Annotated in this window: 19 protein-coding genes and 1 pseudogene; 13 read left to right on the top strand and 7 right to left on the bottom strand. The window is 64.7% G+C overall.

What is annotated here, in order from left to right; genetic code table 11:
* Window positions 1-16: 16 nt before the first annotated feature.
* Window positions 17-1,057, top strand: a pseudogene (locus P9K36_RS17010) (DUF3734 domain-containing protein); the annotation flags it as partial.
* A 187-nt stretch (window positions 1,058-1,244) separates the two neighbouring features.
* On the opposite strand, the gene P9K36_RS17005 reads toward P9K36_RS17010, so the two are convergent.
* The 4 genes from P9K36_RS17005 to P9K36_RS16990 all read right to left on the bottom strand — a co-directional run bounded on the left by P9K36_RS17005 (window position 1,245) and on the right by P9K36_RS16990 (window position 2,570).
* Window positions 1,245-1,637 carry a HepT-like ribonuclease domain-containing protein gene (locus tag P9K36_RS17005; RefSeq protein ID WP_043388069.1) on the bottom strand — a complete coding sequence of 131 codons (393 nt, stop codon included), beginning with the start codon at window positions 1,635-1,637 and terminating at the stop codon, window positions 1,245-1,247.
* Window positions 1,637-1,861 carry a nucleotidyltransferase domain-containing protein gene (locus P9K36_RS17000; protein WP_051976313.1) on the bottom strand — a complete coding sequence of 75 codons (225 nt, stop codon included), beginning with the start codon at window positions 1,859-1,861 and terminating at the stop codon, window positions 1,637-1,639. Before P9K36_RS17000 ends, P9K36_RS17005 begins: the two co-directional genes overlap by 1 nt.
* A gap of 252 nt (window positions 1,862-2,113) precedes the next feature.
* Complete coding sequence (locus P9K36_RS16995) at window positions 2,114-2,371, bottom strand: hypothetical protein (RefSeq protein WP_043388070.1); 258 nt, start codon at window positions 2,369-2,371, stop codon at window positions 2,114-2,116.
* A gap of 37 nt (window positions 2,372-2,408) precedes the next feature.
* The gene (locus P9K36_RS16990; RefSeq protein WP_158713320.1) at window positions 2,409-2,570 is read right to left on the bottom strand and encodes a hypothetical protein; all 162 of its coding nucleotides are present in this window, start codon (window positions 2,568-2,570) and stop codon (window positions 2,409-2,411) included.
* A gap of 343 nt (window positions 2,571-2,913) precedes the next feature.
* On the opposite strand from P9K36_RS16990, the gene P9K36_RS16985 reads away from it, so the two are divergent.
* The 7 genes from P9K36_RS16985 (at window position 2,914) to P9K36_RS16955 (ending at window position 8,637) form a co-directional block, all read left to right on the top strand.
* Window positions 2,914-3,591 (top strand): glutathione S-transferase N-terminal domain-containing protein, encoded by a 678-nt coding sequence (locus P9K36_RS16985; protein WP_043388071.1) that lies wholly within the window; start codon window positions 2,914-2,916, stop codon window positions 3,589-3,591.
* Between the two features lie 276 nt (window positions 3,592-3,867).
* The gene (locus tag P9K36_RS16980; RefSeq protein WP_043388072.1) at window positions 3,868-4,548 is read left to right on the top strand and encodes a DUF1223 domain-containing protein; all 681 of its coding nucleotides are present in this window, start codon (window positions 3,868-3,870) and stop codon (window positions 4,546-4,548) included.
* A 146-nt stretch (window positions 4,549-4,694) separates the two neighbouring features.
* Window positions 4,695-4,820: a hypothetical protein gene (locus P9K36_RS16975; RefSeq protein WP_278305567.1), complete on the top strand. Its 126-nt coding sequence runs from the start codon at window positions 4,695-4,697 to the stop codon at window positions 4,818-4,820.
* Window positions 4,821-4,831: 11 nt separating this feature from the next.
* The gene (locus P9K36_RS16970) at window positions 4,832-5,251 is read left to right on the top strand and encodes a sigma-70 family RNA polymerase sigma factor (RefSeq protein ID WP_238232137.1); all 420 of its coding nucleotides are present in this window, start codon (window positions 4,832-4,834) and stop codon (window positions 5,249-5,251) included.
* Complete coding sequence (locus P9K36_RS16965; protein ID WP_043388073.1) at window positions 5,251-5,904, top strand: NrsF family protein; 654 nt, start codon at window positions 5,251-5,253, stop codon at window positions 5,902-5,904. Before P9K36_RS16970 ends, P9K36_RS16965 begins: the two co-directional genes overlap by 1 nt.
* Window positions 5,905-6,533: 629 nt before the next feature.
* The gene (locus P9K36_RS16960; RefSeq protein WP_043388074.1) at window positions 6,534-7,439 is read left to right on the top strand and encodes a tyrosine-type recombinase/integrase; all 906 of its coding nucleotides are present in this window, start codon (window positions 6,534-6,536) and stop codon (window positions 7,437-7,439) included.
* Window positions 7,440-7,443: 4 nt separating this feature from the next.
* Window positions 7,444-8,637 carry an IS91 family transposase gene (locus tag P9K36_RS16955; RefSeq protein ID WP_043388075.1) on the top strand — a complete coding sequence of 398 codons (1,194 nt, stop codon included), beginning with the start codon at window positions 7,444-7,446 and terminating at the stop codon, window positions 8,635-8,637.
* A 650-nt stretch (window positions 8,638-9,287) separates the two neighbouring features.
* On the opposite strand, the gene P9K36_RS16950 is transcribed toward P9K36_RS16955, so the two are convergent.
* Window positions 9,288-10,748 carry a M48 family metalloprotease gene (locus tag P9K36_RS16950; protein WP_059410299.1) on the bottom strand — a complete coding sequence of 487 codons (1,461 nt, stop codon included), beginning with the start codon at window positions 10,746-10,748 and terminating at the stop codon, window positions 9,288-9,290.
* Between the two features lie 18 nt (window positions 10,749-10,766).
* Window positions 10,767-11,336 (bottom strand): LemA family protein, encoded by a 570-nt coding sequence (locus P9K36_RS16945; RefSeq protein WP_059410300.1) that lies wholly within the window; start codon window positions 11,334-11,336, stop codon window positions 10,767-10,769.
* Between the two features lie 147 nt (window positions 11,337-11,483).
* On the opposite strand from P9K36_RS16945, the gene P9K36_RS16940 reads away from it, so the two are divergent.
* The 5 genes from P9K36_RS16940 to P9K36_RS16920 all read left to right on the top strand — a co-directional run bounded on the left by P9K36_RS16940 (window position 11,484) and on the right by P9K36_RS16920 (window position 15,333).
* A complete protein-coding gene (locus P9K36_RS16940; protein WP_059410301.1) occupies window positions 11,484-12,152 on the top strand; it encodes a PspA/IM30 family protein in 669 nt (222 codons plus the stop codon).
* Window positions 12,152-12,421 carry a hypothetical protein gene (locus P9K36_RS16935; RefSeq protein WP_143739342.1) on the top strand — a complete coding sequence of 90 codons (270 nt, stop codon included), beginning with the start codon at window positions 12,152-12,154 and terminating at the stop codon, window positions 12,419-12,421. The genes P9K36_RS16940 and P9K36_RS16935 overlap by 1 nt, the downstream gene beginning before the upstream one ends.
* 80 nt (window positions 12,422-12,501) lie before the next feature.
* Window positions 12,502-13,026: a hypothetical protein gene (locus P9K36_RS16930; protein ID WP_059410302.1), complete on the top strand. Its 525-nt coding sequence runs from the start codon at window positions 12,502-12,504 to the stop codon at window positions 13,024-13,026.
* Window positions 13,027-13,512: 486 nt separating this feature from the next.
* A protein-coding gene (locus tag P9K36_RS16925) for an IS3 family transposase (RefSeq protein ID WP_089231777.1) occupies window positions 13,513-14,678 on the top strand; the annotation gives its coding sequence in 2 pieces (ribosomal slippage) (window positions 13,513-13,777 and window positions 13,777-14,678; 1,167 coding nt in all).
* 148 nt (window positions 14,679-14,826) lie between these two features.
* A complete protein-coding gene (locus P9K36_RS16920) occupies window positions 14,827-15,333 on the top strand; it encodes a DUF417 family protein (RefSeq protein WP_043388180.1) in 507 nt (168 codons plus the stop codon).
* Between the two features lie 109 nt (window positions 15,334-15,442).
* Here the strand turns inward: P9K36_RS16920 and P9K36_RS16915 are convergent, their stop codons facing one another.
* Window positions 15,443-16,417 (bottom strand): helix-turn-helix domain-containing protein, encoded by a 975-nt coding sequence (locus tag P9K36_RS16915; RefSeq protein ID WP_043388181.1) that lies wholly within the window; start codon window positions 16,415-16,417, stop codon window positions 15,443-15,445.
* Window positions 16,418-16,648 lie beyond the last annotated feature (231 nt).

The raw sequence follows: 16,648 nt of genomic DNA, 5'->3' as shown, positions 1-16,648 counted from the left end.
TCGTGGGGGCCGATCATACCGCGCCTTGCACGAGGCTGGAGTCGATCCCGACTGGGTCATCGGCACCTCCATCGGTGCCATCAACGGTGTGTTGATCGCCGGCAACTCACACGGGCAGCGCCTCGAACGCCTCCGCACGTTCTGGCGCCGCATCGAGCACGGTGCCCTGCGCGAACAGCTATCGGCTTGGCCTGGCTTCGGTCCAATGACCGTCCATTGGTCCACGATCATGCAGGGGGTGGCAGGATTTTTCACCCCCAACCCCTTCGCGCTGGCAAACCCTCACTGGCCGCTCGCACCTGAGTCGGTCGGCTACTACACCATGGCGGCCCTGCGTGAGACGCTTGCTGACCTCGTCGATTTGAAGCAGCTCAACGGCGGCGGCTGCAGGCTGACGGTCGGCGCTGCGCATGTGTGTACCGGCCAGATGCGCTACTTCGACAGCCGCGATGAAGTTCTGGACCTCCGTCATGTCTTGGCATCCGGAGCGTTGCCACCGTCCTTCCCACCTGTGCGTATCGGTGACGATCTGTACTGGGACGGGGGCATTCTTTCGAACACGCCCGTTGAAGCGGTGTTCGATGACAACCCGCGGCGCGATGGGATCATCTTCGTCGTGCATATGTGGAACCCGTCCGGCCCTGAACCTCGGACCATCTGGGAGGTGGTCAACCGTCAGAAGGATCTCCAATACGCCAGCCGCGCTCACAGCCACATCGCCCGTCAGAAGCAGACGCACCGGCTCCGCCACGTCATTGCGGAACTCGCCCGCCGGCTTCCCGCAGAGGTCGCGGCCGAGCCGGAGATCAAGGCACTGACGGCGTATGGCTGCCTGACCCGCATGCACGTGGTGCGGCTACTCGCACCGCGGCTTGAGGCAGAAGACCATATGCGCGACATCGATTTCAGCCCGAACGGGATACGAGCGCGTGAGGAGGCCGGTTACCTGCACGCGCGGCGTGTGCTCGCTGAGGCGCCGTGGAGACGAGAGGTCGACCCTCTTGAAGGCTTCGTACTGCATGAGGCTGAGGCAGATCAGGCTGCGGTCACCCGATGAGGCGCCTGTGAGAGGAGAATTTGTGGAACGAATGACGAACGACGCGCAGGCGCAAATCCGATCGGAAGGCGCATCGCAACGACTGGTCGCCTCAACCGTGACGCGCCTCTCGCTCGAGCTTTCGTGTGCATGTCTGTCCGATTGGAAGGCGCCCTTTGCGAGGACCGTCTTTCAAACGTCAGAGCTATCATACTCCGTATGTCGAGCCGCTAGTTGCAAGGCTAGGATTGGATGTGGCAAGCTTTTCCTGATCAAAAACAATGATTAGGTCGGGAAACTCCCAGACGGCCGCAAGCCAAAGCCGCGCCATGTCGACCCGGAAGTATTGATGCGTGAAGATGTTCCTGATACCGGCCATGCCCGCCCCATCGATTTCGCCGTGTCTAATATTCAAATCCTCAAGTGACTTCTTCACGACCTCTCTCAGCTCGGTCACAGCCTCCTTGAGGGCGCGGTACCTATCCCAATCGGTCGTCGGCATCAGCTCGAAGCCATCCTGGGTCGGATTTGAGGCGTACCGCACAGCGCCACGTGCCGCGTCCGGAAGGTCTTCGAGAAGCAGTTCGAGGTCGCGCGGCATCAGAACACCGCCACGGCATCGCGTTCCGCCGACGCTGCGAAGCGAGGATACAGATTTAGCCATTCCGCCAGATAGACCGGATGACCTAGGATCTCGGCTAGGTCGCTTTTTAGTCTTACGAAGCCCGTGAGCGACATGCAGGTATCCGATGATACTTCGATCAGGTTGTCGATGTCGCTATCGGTCCGGTTCTCGCCGCGGGCCGTAGAGCCGAAAATGGACATCCTGGTGATGCCCCGGGCGTCGAGGGCCGCTTCCGCGCGCGGAGAGCGGAGATCACTTCCACGAGGATTAGTGGGCGCTGCCGGTCCCCGGAAGCCAAATGATCTTCGACGAGCCGTCTTAAGGTCAAAGCACCCACATTCAGACGTAGAAGAACGTGAGCGTATCGAGTCGATCAATGAATTCGGCCGCTTACCAGTAGGGCATGCCAAACTCAGGTTCCCTTCACACGGGAGGCGTCGCGGTGCGGGCCGTCAGCAGCCGGTACAGATCGAGGTCACGATGAGCCGGTGGAGCTCGCCGCTCTTGCGGTCGAGGTCCGGCGTGGTCCCGCTGCGCCCGTCGAGGGTAAGGCCGGCCGGCTTCGTGGTTCCGTTCATAGTCACGTGGCGAAGCTGCGCCTTCGGCAGTGCAGCGGTTGCGACGACTCTCGGCGCGTCGATCGGCGCGGCTCGAACCGGGAGGGTGGCGATGGTGAAAAGGGCGATGACAGCAAGGGCGGAGCGGATCATGGCGGTGTTCCTCGACACGGTGCTTGGCAGAGGATGTTCAGGCGTAGGCGACGATCATCAGGCCGAAGAAGGCGGCCAGGGTGCCGATCACCGGGGCGAGTGCGTAGAGTGGGTTGGGCATCGGAGGTCTCCGCGGCGCGACGATCGCGCCATGTCCATGAGTGCCGGCGGAGCGATGGATCCGCGTGTGGCCGCGCACATGAGCCTGTCGACGGATCAATCCGGGCCTGCCATAAATCATGCGGTGCTGGTGCCCGGCGGGGACGCGGGATGGCTGTAGGCCGAACCTCGTTGCAGCTGTCTGTAGGGCGACGGACCGGGCAAACAGTCTGAAGTATCAGCATCCACGCCTGTGACGGGAGCTTGCTTCGAGCGCTGGCGATCTTAAGGATGATTCCGAAGGAACGGCCACCCGTGCCGCGTGCGGCCCAAACCCGATGCTTTCGCTTCCGCGAGAGGTCTGGCACAACCTGGTGACTGCCTGCGCTGCCCCGATCCAACCGGATTGCACACGCTCAGGCCCTCGCTGCCCGAGGCACGTGATGCTCAAGTTCTACTTCAACCTGTCTCCGAATCCGAGCAAGGTCGCGCTCCTGCTGGAGGAGCTCGGTCTGGACTATGAACCCGTGCCGGTGGATACCCGCCGCGGCCAGCAGTTCGAGCCTGCCTTCCTCGCCGTGAACCCGAATGGAAAGGTGCCCGCCATCGTCGACGGCGAGGTCACGGTCTTCGACAGCAACGCGATCCTGCTCTACCTCGCCGAGAAGGCCGGCCGCTTTCTACCCGCCGGTGCAACCGAGCGGGGACCGCTTCTGTCGTGGCTGATGTTCGTGGCCACCGGGATCGGTCCGTTTTCAGGGCAGGCCGTGCATTTCCGGCACTTCGCGCCGGAGCCGGTGCCGTATGCCCGTGAGCGCTATGCCTACGAGGCACGCCGCCACTACGGCGTGTTGGAAAGCCACTTGGCAGGTCGCCGGTACATGGTCGGCGACACCTACACCATCGTCGACATGGGCGTTTGGGGTTGGGCACGGATGCTGCCGTTCGTGCTCGGCGAGGATGCTTGGGACAAGCTGCCGAACGTGAAGCGACTTCACGACGAGATCGCCGCGCGTCCGGCTGCGCAGAGAGCGCTCGGGTTGAAGGACCGCTTCAGTTTCAAAGCCGAGATGGACGATGAGGCGCGCGCTCACATGTTCAAGCACATCGCCGAAGGGTGAAATGAAGAGTTAGGCACCGTCGTCATAGCTGGACGGTGCCACGTCGGTCGAACAGAAAATGCCGCTCACTTCATCATGCCGAGTGACGGCTCTTCCTGTCCGACCCGGAGCATCAGAGGCCAGACGCATCAAATCAACACTTCATCGATGACACGGAGTACAACGACGCGGCATCATTTTCATACTTTACGGCTACGAAGGCGAGTAACCGCGACCCAGGGCGCGGCGAACGGATGAGAAGCTTCCATGCATCGCTCGCAACTCGGAGCCTCGACAATGCGATACGCCGCAACCCTTCTCGCCCCCGTGCTCCTGTCGTCCGTCTTGGGGCCTGCCGGCGCGGCTGAGCGCCCGGTGGTCGTCGAGCTGTTCACTTCGCAGAGTTGCTCGTCGTGTCCGCCCGCCGAGGCGCTGCTCGGTCGGCTTGCTCACGAGGGTGCGGACGTGCTGCCGCTCGCGTTCCACGTGACCTACTGGAACCACCTGGATTGGCGTGACGCCTATTCCCTGCCGGCCGCGACGGCGCGTCAGAGCGCCTACGCGGCGCGGTTGCGTGGTCCGAGCTATACGCCTCAGGCCGTCGTCGATGGTCACCTGGACGTTCTCGGCTCCGACGAGGCGGCGTTGCGCGCCGCCGTCGCACGCGCACGCGCTTGGCGATCGGTCCCCGTCTTCCTGGTGCGGGATGGCGGCGGCTTGGCGGTGAAACTCGGAGCCGCGAGCGGTTCCGGATCGGTCGTGCTGGTCGGGTTCGACCCGAGTCACACGACGCGGGTTGCGCGGGGCGAGAATGCCGGTCGCACGATCGAGCAGGCCAACATCGTGCGTTCGCTGCGCGAGATCGGCCGATGGTCGGGTGCCGCGATGACGCTCAGCACTCCCCTACCGGCAGGCGAGACCGCGGCGGTGCTGGTCCAAGCACCTGACGGGACCATCCTCGGCGCCGCACGCCTTTAGTCGGACGGCGACACTCGAACCGGCCGTCGCCCGGTGATCCCCGCCGTTTCTCCACCTGACGGAGAGCTTTTCGCATCGCTCCTCGTCATTACCTCTGCTGTCGATGAGAGCGTAGGCGGGCCGGGGCAAAAATCGGCGGGAGTCGGATGGCGCTCGAAGAGGATCTCGCCCGCTTGCTGGCGGCAGCGCAAGCCGGCGACGCGGCGGCCTACCGGATTCTCCCGAAGGCATGCCTGACGGTGGTGGCGGGCATTGCCCGGCGCAGGGGGTGAGGGGCGAGGCAGTGGACGATGTCGTGCAGGACGCGCTCATGACGGTGCATCGGGCGAGAGCGGGCTATGACCCCCGCCGACCCTTCCTGCCGTGGCTGCACGCGATTGCCCGACGCCGGGGGATCGACCGATTGAGGCGGGCGGGCCGCGGTCCGCAGGAGGTCCACGATCCCCTGGCCTATTGCGCCGAGGTCGATCCCGGCCCCGCTACCGGCACGGCGCCGGGGGCGGGCGGGCGAAGCATGGCACTGGCTCGCGCAGTCGCCGCCCTGGCGGAGTGCCAACGTCAGGCGATCGAGAATCTCGGCCTGCGCGAGTTGTCGCTGGACGACACCGCGCGACTCATCGGCCGCAGCAAGGGAGCGCTGAAGGTCAACCTGCACCGAGCCATCGAGGCTCTGCGCGCCAGCCTGATCCAGGAGAAGGAGTGATGGTCACGCTCAGCCCTCACGACAAGCTTGTCGCGGACCTCGCTGAAGGATTGAAACCCGTGCGGCCGCTGCCTGCGCCGTGCGTTCGTGCCGTGTTCTGGTTCGGGGGGGCGATGCTCGTCGGACTGATCCTAGCAACACGGATGGATGCGGGCGATTTTCTGATCCGGATGCGCGCACCGAACCTGATGCTCGCCGCGCTCGGGGCCATGTCGACGGCGGTGACTGCATCCCTCGCCGCCTTCGCCACCGCCGTGCCGGGACGCTCCGGCGCTTGGGCGCTGCTGCCGCTGCCCGCCGTCGTCCTGTGGATCGGCGCGAGCGGCCTGGGCTGCCTGTACGTTCGGATTGTTCCCGGCACCGGCATCTCCGGGCCCCACGACATGACGATGTGCCTCGGTGTCCTGGTCTGTGTGTCTGTGCCGCTTTCGGCGCTGATGGTCGTCATGGTGCGCCGGGCCTGCCCGCTTCGGCCGAACCTGACGGCGGCGTTGGGGGGCCTGGCCGTCGCCGCGGTCGCCGCGACGATGCTGATGCCGTTCCACTCCTACGACGCCACCGCGACGGATCTCGCCTTGCACGCCGCCGTCCTGCTCGGCGTGATCGGACTCAACAGGATCCTGGCCGGTCCCCTGCTCGCAGGACGAGGCTGATGCTGCGAGGCCTGATGTGCGAGCGCAGGAAGTTTGTCGGCAGGAGCGGGTAGTGTGTCGGCCTGGGCGCGCGAAGTTTGTCGGCGCGCGCCCAGACCCGTCTGATCATCGAGTTCCGGCCCCGAATGCGTGAGCGGGTTTCTTTGCGCCCGAGGCCACTAGCCCGCGCCGGACAAGCGCGACCGTCTTGCGGCCGTCTACGACCCGGCCAGCGTCGAGGCGTTCGAGGGTCACTGCATCAGAGTCTATTTGCTTGGCTTAAGTATCTGGGCGTTGGCTTCCGTGACCCTGGCCCGCAGGCCATACCTCAGGGCGGACCACTCCAGTGGGGGCGGATCAGGTCGGATTAAGGAGCACGCATACCGTCTGAGCTCTGGCGAGGACTCGCACGCCTCACCCCATGCGTGAATCCTACCTCCGCGTCAGTGCACTCGGATGGGCGCCAAGCCGAATGTCCGATTCTGCGCGCGATGGCGATCCGGCATGACGTCGTCTGGCCGAAGAACGAACCCGCTGCGCGGGAGGGTGCGTGTGGTGAGGGCGCGGTAGGGTCGGGACCGTCGCGTATCGTTTGAGGCCCGTCGGAGGCGGGCCGAGCATCGCGGCTCCTTCATCCGAGGAGCCCCACGATGCACGATCTTCTCCCCGCCAGCGCGGTCAGCCCCCTGCGCCAGCGCCTGATCGATGACATGAGCCTGCGCCGGTTCTCGCACGAGACCCAGCGCAACTACATCCGCGACGTCGGCCGCCTCGCCACCTTCCTCGGGCGCCGGCCCGACACGACCACCGCGGAGGACCTGCGCCGCTTCCAGGTCGAGCAGCGCGAGGCCGGCGTGCCGGTGCCGACCCTCAACGCCATCGTCTCGGCATTGCGCTTCTTCTTCACCCACACCCTCGACCGGCCCGACCTCGCGCGGCGGCTCGTCCGGCTCGCCTATCCGCTCACGCTGCCGGTGGTGCTCAGCCGCGACGAGGTCACCCGGCTGCTCGACGCCACCACCTGCCTCAAGCATCAGGCTGCTCTGTCGGTGGCCTACGGCGCCGGCCTGCGCGTGGCCGAGGTCGCAGCGCTCAAAGTCATCGACATCGACAGCGCGCGCATGCTCATCCGGGTCGAGCGCGGCAAGGGCGGACGATACCGCAACGCGCTGCTCCCGGCGGACCTGCTCACCCTGCTGCGCCAGTGGTGGAAGGTCGGACGCCAGCAGGGCGTCATGCAGCGTGACGGCTGGCTGTTCCCGGGCCAGCATCCGATGAAGCCGATCAGCACCCGCCACCTCCACCGCATCGTGGTCGAGGCGGCCCGGGCGGCCGATATCGCCAAGCGGGTCGGCCCGCACACCCTGCGCCACAGCTTCGCCACCCACCTCTTGGAGGACGGCATCGACATCCGGGTGATCCAGGTCTTGCTCGGGCACGCCAAGCTGGAGAACACGGCGTTCTACACCAAGGTCGCCACCCGCACGGTACGCACCGTGACCAGTCCGCTGGACAAGCTGGGTCTGTTCAAGACGGGAGAGATCGCGCCCGGCTGAGACGGTGCGCGCCGCGATCGAGGTCGCCGACGTCTTCCGCGCTGCTGGGCCGGCCTACCGGGCGGCCCAGGCCGGCCACCTGAGCCTGCGGCAGCTCAAGGTCATGGCGGCGATCGAGCACTGCCGCACCGCCGCGCTCGGCGGCCACGTCGAGGGCTGCGGCGACTGCGGCCACCGGCGGATCGCCTACAACTCCTGCCGCAACCGGCACTGCCCCAAATGCCAAGGGGCGGCGGCCCGCACATGGCTGGCCGAGCGCGAGGCCGACCTGCTGCCGGTGGGCTACTTCCACGTCGTGTTCACCCTGCCGACGCAGGTCGCCGACATCGCCCTCCAGAACAAGGCCGCCGTCTACGACCTGCTGTTCCGCGCGGCGTCGGAGACGATGCTGACCATCGCTGCCGATCCCAGGCACCTCGGCGCCCGCATCGGCCTGACCGCCGTGCTGCACACCTGGGGCTCGGCGCTGACGCATCATCCCCACGTCCACATGATCGTGCCCGGCGGCGGCCTCTCGCCTGATGGTGCACGGTGGGTGTCGTCGCGGCCGGCCTTCCTCCTGCCGGTGCGGGTGCTGGGCAAGCTGTTCCGCCGCCTGTTCCTGGTCGGGCTGAGCGCGCTGCACGCGGCCGGACGGCTCGTCTTCTTTGGCGGCCTAGCGCCCCTGGCCGAGCGCCGCGCCTTCCTGCGCCATCTGTCCCCGGCCCGGACGAAGCGCTGGGTCGTCTACGCCAAAGCCCCGTTCGCCGGTCCCGCGGCGGTGCTGGCCTACCTGTCGCGCTACACCCACCGTGTGGCGATCTCGAACAGCCGGCTGATGAGCTTCGATGAGGCCGGCGTCACCTTCCGCATCAAGGACTACCGTCGCGACGGGCCTGAGCGCTACGGCACCCTGACGCTGGGCCCGCACGAGTTTATCCGGCGCTTCCTGCTGCACGTCCTACCCAAGGGCTTCCACCGCATCCGCCACTACGGTCTGCTCGCCAGCGCCGGCCGCCGGGCCAACCTCACCCGTATCCGAGCGCTGCTCGCCGTCCCGCCGCCGGTCATCCCGCCCGAGCCCACGGCGCCGCCCGACTGGCGCTCACCCTGCCGGTGCTGCGGCGGCCGCATGACGGTCGTCGAGACCTTCGGCCGCTTCCTGCAACCGCGCGGTCCGCCGACCGCGTCCGCCCTGACCGGGATGAGAGCACCGTGACCCGGCACGTCGTCAGCCACCATCATGCCGCCGGCCTTCGAGCCGCGGCCGGAGGAGCGTTGCGCCCCGACCGCCTCGACCCGCACTTCCGGCCGCCCGATCCAGACCGAGACCCGCCGGCCATCGCTCCGACCACCCCGTGCTGGCCGTCGGCCTGTCCCGGCGGATCACCCCGCCATCTCCGCCGAGCCCCTCGCCGGCCATCGCGCTCGCCCGCGCCATCAGGCCGGATCGCTCAATCCCCATAGCCGACTGCCTCGGTCTCCGCGGGTTCGTTCCTCGGAGACTTTCGTACGCCTGCCGGCGCCCGAAACTCTTCACGAAAGCCGACTGGCTGATTTCGGCACCGCGAGGCGCTAAACCGGACATCGCAGCATTCTTGCTACAGGCGTCTGTGACGCGCGTTTTGCCGACGTTTGAATAGCCGACACGGTTCTCCGACGCGGTTGCAATCGTTTTGGTCGACCGAGCATGCGTGGTCAGTGATCGTCGGGAAAACGTTCGTTTTTTGTACATAACGGTCGAAACAGCTGAATGACCGCTCCGGGTGGTTTCCTGCCTGTCCGCTTACGAGGACCGACGCAACCAAACCGGACCTGCAAACAGATCGTGCTGTTTGGCTGGTCGTGCGCTCGACCGTGCTGGATGAGTTAACGACCAACTTCTTTGTTCCGAATGATCTTAGTCGATGCAAAGGTGCCATCCGGTGCGTCGGCCATCATAGTCAACATCGCGCCAAACGGCCCAGCATGCTCGCTTTGTACGGAGAGGAACGCGCTCAACTCTTTCGGATCGCACTTTCGAGCCAGATGTGGAACGTTAGCCATTGAGGCGATCGCCCCAATATTGCAGGCCATACCCTTGGCTGCAGCCGCGAGGAACACGTTGAAGGGCTGCGGATCGAAGATCTCGATCAATACGGCTGGGCGGTCGAGGCGCTTGGCGTTGCAACACAGGATTGCTGCCACCGCCAAGATGACGCCGTAGCTCATGTTGCGGGTCAGGCCGAGCCAATTCCTTGTGTCGTCGGTGGCAACGCGACGGAGGGCGCTCATCGCTCGGAACGCCTCGCGCCGGCCGGGGCTGACAAATGCGTCGCACAGATGGTCGGCCGGTCGGCGCAGTGCATCCGGGCGCGTGTCGCGCCGCGCAGGTGCAATGAGTGCCATCGACCCGGTCATCGCGATGATCGCATTCACGCGCTCATCCATCCTCGGGTGTGTCGCCAGTCCGCCCTCGGCCGCGCCGTCGATCATCATCGCGTCTTGACCGGACGGAAGCCCAGCAATCGCGCTGTGGCCGTGCACCTTCCGCAAGGCCGAGATGAGGGCGGCCGGGTTTTGCGTAGCCTCCACGGCGACTGCGTCGGCGATAAACTCCCGGGATGAGGAGATCAGAAGCCGAACGAGCCGGCCCGCCTTCAGCGCCGACTGGGCGACGAAGCTGACGATCAGCACGAACACGAGGATCGGCGGAAACCACAACGTCAGGATCGGGAGACCCACGAGTTCCTTAAGCGGAGTGGTTTCCTTCATCCGCGGCGTAATCAACAGATCGAGCAGGCGCAGGCACACGTTGGCGGCCGCCATCAGGCGGATGTCGCCATTGCGGATGTGCGCGAGTTCGTGCGCGACCACTCCCGCCAGTTCGTCGTCGTCGAGACCATCGATGAGCCCACGGGTCACCACGACGACCGCGTCCTTGCGTCGGATGCCGCAGGCGAACGCATTCAGCGCACTTGAACGGATCACGCCGACATAAGGTACCGGCAATCCCATACTGAGCGCCAGCGGTTCGACGATGCGGCACAGGCGCGGCTCGTCCTGCTCGTCGACGAACGTGAACGCCATGACCCTGCGCACTGCGTGAACGTGCCAGAGCAGTAGCGCAACGAACAGGATGATGCCGGCGAGCGTCACCAGAACCAGGTAGCGGCTCGCGTAGCCGACCCAGGTGAAGACCGGCGCATGCTCTGGATCGAGGGCGGCAAGCGGCAAGTAGAGCGCTAGTACGGCTCCAACATGGAAAGCGGCGAGAAAGCCGGCGAACAGGACCAGCGAACGCCGGTCATTCGCGGCGATCCAGCCGAACAGGCCGTTGACGCGCAGCATATGGATCTCGCAGGCAAGTCAGAACTTGAAGGCGACAGGTTCGTCGATGAGGACGCGCTCGATGCCAAGGTCGAATGGCTTGCGCAGCTGCATCTTCCAGAGCCGCGCGATGAGGCTGCCGGGGAACTGACGCAGCGTCGCCCCATACTCGCCGACAGAGAGGTTGTAGAAGCGGCGCGACGCCGTGATGCGGTTCTCGGCGGCGACAAACTCGTCGCGCAGCGCCGTGAAGTGGCTCGATGCCTTCAACTCGGGATAGCGCTCGGCCGCCCCGATCAGGGCATTGATGGTCTGTGTTAGGTTCTTCTCAGCCTCAAGGCGTGCCTCGGGCTGGATCGCCGCGAGGGCGGCGGTGCGGGCCTGGATGACGCTGAGCAGGACATCGTGCTCGTGCTTGGCATAGCCTCTGACCGTCTCGACCAGCCCGGGGATCAGGTTCTGCCGGTGCTTGAGGTGCGCATCGATGTCGGCGAAAGCCGTCTCGCAACGCTGATCAAGCGCCACGAGCCGGTTCCGTGTCGCTACGACGATGTAGAACGGAGCGGCGGCCAGCGCGATGGCCAGCAGGACGAGACTGGTATCAATCATAAGGGCAAGCCTCTCCCCAACACACGTGCCAGGATAGAGGCGCCGGGTATAGAAACTGTTTATCTCACCGATAATTACTGTTCGGTATTAATTTAAATTCAATGGGCGACAGGCGATCCTGCTTCATGGATGCTGTTGAGGTGAGCCATGTCTGAATCCATCTTTTCACGGATATCGCGGATTTTATCGGCCTCTGTCGAGGACGCGATCGACAGGCTGGAAGCCGCAGGTGGCCCGGCTGTGATGCGCGAAGCCGTCCGTGAAGCGGAGCGGGCCATCGATCAGGCGAAGGCGGAACTCGAAAGCATCACGGTGCGTCGGCTGCAGGCAGCGCGCCAGCAACAGCTGCTCGCGAAACGCATCGAGGATCTGGGTGGTAAAGCCGCCTTCGCCGTCGATGAGGGCCGAGAGGATCTCGCCGAGGCGGCCCTGTCCCGGCAGATCGACTTTGAGACCCAAGCCAGGGCGCTCGATGATGTGCAGGCGCAGGTTCGGGTTGAGGAGGCAGAACTGGAGGCCGGCCTCGCGGCACTGGTGGCGCGCAAGGGGCAGATGGAGGAAGCGCTTGCCGCCTTCGAGGTCTCCAAAGGCGAGGCGGGGAATGGCTCCGGTTCCATGCGTCGTGAACACACGCCCGGTCAGCGGCTCGACGTTGCGGAGAAGGCGTTCGAGCGCGCCATGAAGGGTGTGGGCGGCGTCGGCTTCACACCGGCTGAAGCAGGGACGATCCACCGGGTTGCGGAGATCGACGCATTGCAGAAGAGCGCGGCCGTCGCCCAGCGGCTGGCTGCGCTCAAGGCAGGGCGGGCAGCCTGATGATCCGCAAGCCGACCGAAGTCTGGGGACGCGAGAGCGCAGTCGTCACCGGGGCACGATCCGCGGCCGTCGCCGGTGCTGCGGCGGCCAGAGCTGGCACGTACTATATGCGCGGCCTGATCTGCTGGAGTTTTGCCCTGCTTTGGGGCTTCGCGGCGCTAGCCGGCGGCCTCCTCGCTGGCAGCCTGCCGACGTTGCTCGGCGTCGGCGCCATGGCAGCCTTCATGGCTTGGTCCGGCAAACGGTTGTTCGCTAAAGCGCGGGGCTAACGTCCCGTCCTCGCTGAAATGTTTAAGTCCCGCTTACGCACCACAGCTGCACGCATCGCACAGCTATCGGAGGCAGACAGATGGTTCGGACCCTCCTGTTCCTTGCCGCCCTAACGTTCACGCTCGTAGGTCCTCTGGTGTACGCAGGACCACAGCTCGCGAGCGATCTGCAAGTCGGCGGACGCTGGGTACTGGTCGACGACCTGGCGATCAAGGAGTCGAAATGCACGCGCTGGTACTATCTCGTGTCGACGTGCCACATCGAGTACGTTGCTCGACGTGATCCAAGCCGCGTCGGCGGGACGCTCAACTATCTCGTGTTTGGCAGTTGGTCCGGTGAACGTGCACGCCTGCTGCGCGCGACCATGGATCCTAGTCGGATCGGGACCACGCTCGGGATAGAGCACATGCAGCAGCGGATCATCTCGTTTGGCGCTTTTGTGTTGATGCTGACCGCCTTCCTGCTGACGATCATCCGATCCGGCTTTTCAATCTCGCGGACAAGCAAGCCTCCTGTAGCCGACCTGAAGGTTGAGGAGCCTGCGCTGGCCACTGGCGTCCGAGCCTTTGGCCGAAGGCAGGACGGACGTGCCAAGCTAACGTGATTGCAAGCCCCTGCGACAAGCTGAGGAGAGCAGGCTCGGGTGAAGCCTCTTGGGTCCGAACCGTAGATCCGACGGTTTGAAGGTGGAGTCAGCCACGACTCGTCGTGCTGAAGTGGGTCGCTATAGGGATCCTACTGGTTGGTCGGCCCATAAAATTGCAGAGCGTAAGGCCTGAGTCGATCTAACATTGACGCACCACGAAGGATGCTCCCGCCACCTGATCGCTCGAAATCTGCTATTCTGCATTCGAGCAATCGCAGTCATCCGCGGCCATAGATTCCGAAGTCCGCTTTTAGCCGGATGAAGCACGAGCCTGGGTGACCGGTTTGGGTCGGCAGCGGATCCTTAAGGGCCGATCCGCACGTCCCCGAAGGTCTCACGGACGCGATCCAGAATGCCCACGTCTTCCGTCTCGACCTCACACTGATCCGCCCCCAATGAAGTGGTCCGCCCTTTGGTATGGCTTTGAGCCTGGAGGACGGATCGATGTCGAGGAAGCGACCCAAGCCTGAGGAGATCGTCGCCAAGCTGCGGCAGGCGGACGTGCTGGTCGGGCAAGGCCAGAGCGTGGCGGAGGCGATCCGCGCGATCGGCGTGAGTGAGGTGACCTACTACCGCTGGCGGCGTGAGTACGGCGGCCTGAAGTCGGATCAGGTCCGGCGGATGAAGGATCTGGAGACGGAGAACCAGCGGCTCAGAAAAGCCATCGCCGATCTCACCCTGGACAAGCTGATCCTGCAGGAAGCCGCCCGGGGAAACTGACCAGCCCCGCGCGCCGACGCGCCTGCATCGAGCATGTCCGGACCGTGCTGAAGGTCTCCGAGCGTCGGGCCTGCAAGGCACTCGGGCAGCATCGCTCGACACAGCGCAAGGCGCCGCGGGGCAAAGATGACGAGGCGGCGCTCGTCGCCGAGCTGATCGAATTTGCCCGTAGCTACGGGCGCTACGGCTATCGGAAGGTCGCCGCCCTACTGCGGGCGGACGGCTGGCTGGTCAACGACAAGCGGGTCGAGCGCCTATGGCGGCAGGAGGGGCTGAAGGTCCCGGCCCGCCAGCCCAAGCGCGCACGGCTGTGGGACGGGGATGGTTCCTGTATCCGGCTGCGCCCGGAGCACCGCAATCACGTCTGGTCCTACGACTTCGTCGAGACGCGCACCCACGACGGGCGCAAGTTCCGGATGCTCAACGTCCTCGACGAGTTCAGCCGCGAGTGCCTGGCCATCCGAGTGGATCGCAAGCTCAAGGCGGCCGACGTGATCGATGTGCTGTCCGACCTGTTCATCCTGCGCGGCGTGCCGGCGCACATTCGGTCAGACAATGGTCCGGAGTTCATCGCCAAGTCGGTGCAGTCCTGGATTGCGGCCGTTGGCGCAAGGACGGCCTACATCACCCCTGGTTCGCCGTGGGAGAACGGATATGTCGAGAGCTTCAACGCACAGATACGCAACGAGCTGCTGAATGGCGAGATTTTTTACACGCTCAAGGAGGCGCAGATCATGATCGAGGGCTGGCGACGGCACTACAATACGGTTCGGCCGCATGGCGCATTGGGCTACCGGCCGCCAGCGCCAGAGGTGTTCGTGCCAGCTATAGCCGCTAGGCCGGCTGCACCGGCCAAGCTCGCCGTGGTCCAGCGACCAACCCTGCACTAACTTTGACCTTGGACCACCTCGTGGGGGCCGATCAGCCTAGTCACTCCATCACCCCTCCACCTGTCGAACAGGTCCGACCGACGACAGCAATCGCGCGCTGCGTTCCCGCACACCTGTCTCGTGCAACATGACCCGAAAGGATTTCGCCATGACTACCACCACTCCGCATCAGTCCTGGTTCGTGACCGCCGAAGGCCCCGCCGGATTGAGATCCAGTCTCTCGCCGCTGCGCTGGTCGCTGGTCGTCATCTTTCTCTGGTTCGGCTTCATGAAGTTCACGGCCTATGAGGCTGGCGGGATTGCCCCGTTCGTGGCGAATAGCCCCATCATGGGCTGGTTGCACGACGTCTTCGGCATTCAGGGAACAAGCCGTGTGATCGGCATCTTGGAGCTGTCGACCGCGATCGCGCTCGCAGTCGGCGCCTTCGTTCCAGTGGTTTCGGCCCTGGGTGCCGCGATGTCGATCACGACGTACCTGATAACACTGACGTTCTTTGTGACCACCCCCGGCGTGGCCGAGCACACCGCCGGTGGATTTCCCGCAATCTCCGCGATGCCCGGACAGTTCCTCCTCAAGGATCTCGTCCTGCTGGCGGCGTCGATAACGCTGCTGCTGGCATCCGTGCGACGGCCCGACGGTCGGCCGCGCGGCTGACGTCACGATCTCGATCCACCTTACGATCGTCGGATCGGTGAAACGACAGACGATAGGGGGCAGCCTCGCTACGGTTGCCCCCGCACAGATCTACTGTCCAACCCCGATCTTATGGATCGGGGTTGTAAACTTCGCCTTCTTGTATCGCCTTTCGATTTCGATACTCGCTCGGATCGATCAGGTACGTCTTCTTGAAGGCTCTCGAGAAGCTGCTGCGGTTCCGATACCCGACAGCTTGAGCGATCTGATCGATCGGCAGTACGTTCGTGGACAGAAGTGCCGCCGCGTGTCGTATGCGCAGCTGCCTGAGCGTCGACATCGGCGAAGTGCCGAAGGCCTTGGTGAAGCGAGCCAGGAAGGCGGATCTGCTCAGACCGGCGACATGGGCGAGGGACGATACGGTATGGTCCGCCGCTGGTCGCGCGGCCATTTCGGAGAAGGCCCGCGAGATCTGCGGATCGCTGAGCAACGAGAACCGCTCCGCCCAAACTTGCTGCGAGACGAGCGATCTCCGGAATATCGCAATGAGAACAAGCTTGAGCAGGCCTGCGGCCATTGCTCCGGTGCCGACCTCCTGTGCGGCGAGCTCGTCGACCGCCTCACGAAATTTGTGGTCGATTTGATCGATTTCGTCGAAGTATTCGACGATGGGCACCCGAAGCGTGTCGAAGACGTCGATCGATGTGCCATACAGCGCCCGAAAGTAACCGCAGACGAGGACGAGGTGGGCCGCACTCGGGCCGGCTGTGAAGCGTCGGACCGATCCGGGCGCCGAACTCAGAGGCCCCCGGTTGACGGTTCGCATGGGTAATGCGCCGGGGGTTTCGAGGGCGAACGCCGTGTGCCTCGGAAGAATGACGAGGGTGTGCGGCCGAAGATCGATGGGCGCACTCCTGCTCGTGATGAGCGTGCCTCGACCGGCTATGTTGTAATGGATGCTCGGTGCATCGGTGCCGGCCAACTCGAGGCGCCAGCCGGATGCGACGAGGCACTCCACCAACTTGACGAAGCTCACTTCAAGTACGTCGATGGCCGCATCGACGGTGTGTCGTGAAATCGTAGCTGGCACAATAGGAACTTTCAATTCTCCGTACCTAGATCAGGTGCAGCTCGTGTGCGTGAACACAGGTCCGTGTCAAGCAATCGATGGTCAATTCGTCGCCCCGTTCACAGGACAGGTGGGATGTGCGGTCCTATCGACATCCGAAGCAACCTCGGCGGCTTCGCCGTGGCTACAGGAAACCTCGTGATGTGCGATCAGGGCGCGCCCATGTGGGATGCTCGCGGTCCGCCATCAACCCTCGTCGCAACGGTG

This window comes from Methylobacterium sp. 391_Methyba4, assembly GCF_029691625.1.
GTDB classification, from domain to species: domain Bacteria; phylum Pseudomonadota; class Alphaproteobacteria; order Rhizobiales; family Beijerinckiaceae; genus Methylobacterium; species Methylobacterium fujisawaense.
This window is presented reverse-complemented; position numbering and strand designations above follow the sequence as displayed.

Bases quoted from the DNA above. Each gene is read 5' to 3' on its own strand.
- P9K36_RS16965 (WP_043388073.1), top strand. From the start codon at position 5,251: ATGGTCACGCTCAGCCCTCACGACAAGCTTGTCGCGGACCTCGCTGAA.
- P9K36_RS16985 (WP_043388071.1), top strand. From the start codon at position 2,914: ATGCTCAAGTTCTACTTCAACCTGTCTCCGAATCCGAGCAAGGTCGCG.
- P9K36_RS16940 (WP_059410301.1), top strand. From the start codon at position 11,484: ATGTCTGAATCCATCTTTTCACGGATATCGCGGATTTTATCGGCCTCT.
- P9K36_RS16975 (WP_278305567.1), top strand. From the start codon at position 4,695: ATGGCGCTCGAAGAGGATCTCGCCCGCTTGCTGGCGGCAGCGCAAGCC.
- P9K36_RS16960 (WP_043388074.1), top strand. From the start codon at position 6,534: ATGCACGATCTTCTCCCCGCCAGCGCGGTCAGCCCCCTGCGCCAGCGC.
- P9K36_RS16980 (WP_043388072.1), top strand. From the start codon at position 3,868: ATGCGATACGCCGCAACCCTTCTCGCCCCCGTGCTCCTGTCGTCCGTC.
- P9K36_RS16935 (WP_143739342.1), top strand. From the start codon at position 12,152: ATGATCCGCAAGCCGACCGAAGTCTGGGGACGCGAGAGCGCAGTCGTC.
- P9K36_RS16945 (WP_059410300.1), bottom strand. From the start codon at position 11,336: ATGATTGATACCAGTCTCGTCCTGCTGGCCATCGCGCTGGCCGCCGCT.
- P9K36_RS16930 (WP_059410302.1), top strand. From the start codon at position 12,502: ATGGTTCGGACCCTCCTGTTCCTTGCCGCCCTAACGTTCACGCTCGTA.
- P9K36_RS16950 (WP_059410299.1), bottom strand. From the start codon at position 10,748: ATGCTGCGCGTCAACGGCCTGTTCGGCTGGATCGCCGCGAATGACCGG.
- P9K36_RS16920 (WP_043388180.1), top strand. From the start codon at position 14,827: ATGACTACCACCACTCCGCATCAGTCCTGGTTCGTGACCGCCGAAGGC.
- P9K36_RS16995 (WP_043388070.1), bottom strand. From the start codon at position 2,371: ATGATCCGCTCCGCCCTTGCTGTCATCGCCCTTTTCACCATCGCCACC.
- P9K36_RS17005 (WP_043388069.1), bottom strand. From the start codon at position 1,637: ATGCCGCGCGACCTCGAACTGCTTCTCGAAGACCTTCCGGACGCGGCA.
- P9K36_RS17000 (WP_051976313.1), bottom strand. From the start codon at position 1,861: ATGTCCATTTTCGGCTCTACGGCCCGCGGCGAGAACCGGACCGATAGC.